Below are 3363 nucleotides of genomic sequence, written 5' to 3'. Positions count from 1 at the left end.
GGGGCGGACGTGCGCGAGCGTCAGCGATGCGCCCGTCCGCAGGGCGAGATCGCGGGCCGATTCGTAGGCGACCTTCGATTCGGGCGAGAAGTCGACGGCGACGAGGAAACGAAGCGTGCGGGGAGCCATCGAAGCGATTCTACGCGACCGGCGGGGACGCCGCGCCCGCCGGCCGCCGGATGGGGCGAGGCCCGCGGCCCCGGTGATCCGCGGTCCCGGAATCTCCGAGCCGGCCGATGGCCGCTTCGCCCGTCCCGCCGCCGGGGCTCGTCTCCGATTTCCTACTCCGCCCGAAGGACGGCCATCGGATCGACCGCCGCGGCCGCCCGCGCCGGAAAGTAGCTGGCGAGCATCGCAACGGTCCAGAGCACGGCCGCCATCGCGCCGAACGTCGCGGGATCGAAGGAGCTGACGCCGTAGAGGAGACCCGACATCAGCCGCGTGAGCCCGAGCGCGCCGAGGATTCCGAGCCCGATGCCGAACGTGGCGAGGCGCCCGCCCTGTCCGACGACGAGACGCAGGATGTCGCGCCGCTGTGCGCCGAGCGCCATCCGGATCCCGATTTCCCCCTTCCTCTGCCCGGCGACGAACGCGATCACGCCGTAGATGCCGATCGCCGAGAGGACCAGCGCGAGCGCGGCGAAGGCCCCGAGCAGGATCATCGACGTGCGGCGGGCCGCGAGCGAATCGGAAATGATCGCCTCCATCGTCTGCATGCCGTACACGACCTGATCGCGGTGCGCGGCCTGGAGGAGCCGCCGCAGCGGCTCGGCGAGCGCGGATGGCGCGCCGGCGGTGCGCACCGCGATCGTGCCGCCCGCCGAGCCCGCGACGTACCGGTCGGGCATCTGCAGACACGCGAGGTAGAGCTGGGCGCGGAGCGGCTGCGTGTCGTCGGCGTCGAGACCCCATTGCCGCACGTGACCCACGACGCCGACGATCTGCGCCGGCTGGTCGAAATCGTCGAGATTCAGCCGCTTGCCGACCGGATCGACCGACCCGAAGAACTTTCGGGCGAAGACGTCGTCGATCACCGTCACGAGCGGCGCGTGCTCGTCGTCTCCCGGCGCGAGAAAGCGGCCCCGCTGGACGCGCAGCCTCATCGCTTCCCGGTAGCCGGGCTCGACGATGTACTTGAGCGACCAGTTCATGGCGTTGACGTTCGAAGGCTTCGGCTGGCCCTCCAGCCAGAACAGTTCTTCTTCGTCCGAGAGCAGCGGAAAGGTCTCCCAGGAAAGCGAGGCGGCCCGGACTCCGGGCGCCGAGGCCAGAGTCGCGTCGAGATCGCGAACCGCGGCGCGCACCTCCGCCGCCGACGCGCCGGCCATCGACGGCGGCATCGAGAGATTGAACGTGAGGACGCCTTTCGGTTCGAAACCGGGATCCAGGCTCCACAGTCGCGACAGCGTGCGGATCATCAGGCCGGCGCCGATCAGCAGGATGAGCGCCATCGCGAGCTCGGCCACCACGAAGACGGCCTGCGCGCGGTTCCGCGCGCCCACCGCCCCGCGCCCGCCTTCCTTGAGGGCGCCGGATCCGTCGTCGCGCGAGGAGCGCAGCGAGGGAGCGAGGCCGAACACGAGACCGGCGAGGAGGGAAACGGCCGTCGTGAAGAGGAGGACGCGGACGTCGATGCCGATCGCGCTCGTCCTCGGGATCGACGGTCCGAGGAGAGCGACCGCCGCCCGCGTGCCGCGCGCGGCGAGCAGCAGACCGAGTCCGCCGCCGAGAATCGAGAGGACCAGGCTCTCCGTCACCAGCTGGCGAAGGATCCGCCCCCTCCCCGCGCCGAGGGCCGAGCGGATGCCGAACTCCCGCGCCCGCGACGTCGAGCGCGCGAGCAGCAGGTTCGCGACGTTCACGCACGCGATGAGGAGCACGAACGCGACCGCCGCGAGGAGCGCGAGGAGATACGGCCGGACCTCGCCGACGATCTGCTCCTTGAGCGGAATCAGCGTCGCCCCGATCCCCTTGTTCTGCTCCGGATACGCGTCGGCGAGGTTCCGCGCGACGCGGCTCATGTCCGCCCGCGCCTGCGCCAGCGATACCCCCGGGCGCATCCGGCCGACGCCGAAGATCCCGAGGCCGGCGCCGCGTTCGTTCAAAAGGGAATTCCCCCACTGGCCGATCGGCAGGAACACCTCCGACCGGTTCGCCCCGCGGAGCGTGAGATCGAAGCCGGCCGGCACGACGCCGACGATCGTGTAGTCCTTGCCGTCGAGGACGATGCGGGACCCGACGACGTCGAGCGCTCCCGAGAACTTCCGTTTCCAGAGCTCCGCGCCGATCAGGGCGAGGGGCTTCCCGCCGATCTCGTCTTCCCCTTTCGCGAAGAAGCGCCCGAGCACCGGACGCACGCCGAGGATCGAAAACAGATCGGCCGTGATGAAATGACCGCGCACTCGCTCCGGCTCTCCCCGTCCGATCAGGGAGAACGAGGTCCGGCGCATGACCGCCATCGCGGAGAACGTCCGGTTCATCGCCTGCCAGTCCCGGAAGTTGGGGTACGAGAGCGACCCCGCGGCGAAGTTCGGCTTGCTCTCGTGGAGAGTCACGAGCCGGTCGGCGTCGGGATAGGGCAACGGGTTCAGCAGAACGCCGTCGACGACGGAAAAGAGCGCCGTGTTCGCGCCGATCCCGAGCGCGAGCGTGGCGATCGCGACGCCCGCGAATACCGGCTTCCGGCGCAGCATCCGCAGGCCGTACCGCACGTCCTGCGCGGCGACTTCCACGAAGGGAATCCCCCGCCGGTCGCGCACCCTTTCCTTCGTCTGGTCGAGCCCCCCGAGACGCTGCAGCGCCTCGCGGCGCGCCTGCTCCGGAGGCACGCCGCGCGCCACCGCCTCGTCCGTGCGCATCTGGACGTGCGCCTCGAGCTCCTCGGCGAGGTCCCGGTCGCGGCGCGCCTTTCCGAACATTTCCGCAAACCGGCGGAGCCACGCGCGCGGGGCGCTCACGGATTCCCTCCGGCCGGGGCGAGGAAGCGTGCGACGATGGCGGTCGCTCGCTCCCATTCCCGCGTGTCCTTCTCGATCTGCCGGCGGCCCGCGCGGGTCAGCCGGTAGAACTTCGCGCGGCGGTTGTTCTCCGAGACGCCCCACTCGGACGCGATCGCCCCCTCCTGCTCGAGCTTGACGAGCGCGGGATACAGCGTCCCGTCGTTCAAGGACAGGAGGTCGCCGCTCGTCTGCTCGATGCGCCGCGCGATGCCGTAGCCGTGAAGCGGGCCGAGCGTTTCGAGCGTCCGCAGCACCATCAGCGCCAGCGTTCCCTGCCAGACTTCCGTTTTCGCGGGCATCATCGCTCCTTTGGCTTACCCAGAGAAAGGGTCGCACACTTTCCTATGGGAAAGCAAGGGGAACG

Annotated in this window: 2 protein-coding genes; both read right to left on the bottom strand. The window is 70.3% G+C overall.

Annotation, left to right across the window (positions count from 1 at the left end):
* Positions 1-281: 281 nt before the first annotated feature.
* Positions 282-2957: an ABC transporter permease gene (locus VFS34_00030; protein ID HET9792819.1), complete on the bottom strand. Its 2676-nt coding sequence runs from the start codon at positions 2955-2957 to the stop codon at positions 282-284.
* Positions 2954-3298, bottom strand: a complete 345-nt coding sequence (locus tag VFS34_00025; GenBank protein ID HET9792818.1) for a PadR family transcriptional regulator — start codon at positions 3296-3298, stop codon at positions 2954-2956. Before VFS34_00025 ends, VFS34_00030 begins: the two co-directional genes overlap by 4 nt.
* Positions 3299-3363: the final 65 nt, after the last annotated feature.

Source organism: Thermoanaerobaculia bacterium (assembly GCA_035717485.1).
In the GTDB taxonomy this organism is placed as follows: domain Bacteria; phylum Acidobacteriota; class Thermoanaerobaculia; order UBA5066; family DATFVB01; genus DATFVB01.
This window is presented reverse-complemented; position numbering and strand designations above follow the sequence as displayed.

Bases quoted from the DNA above. Each gene is read 5' to 3' on its own strand.
- VFS34_00025 (HET9792818.1), bottom strand. From the start codon at position 3,298: ATGCCCGCGAAAACGGAAGTCTGGCAGGGAACGCTGGCGCTGATGGTG.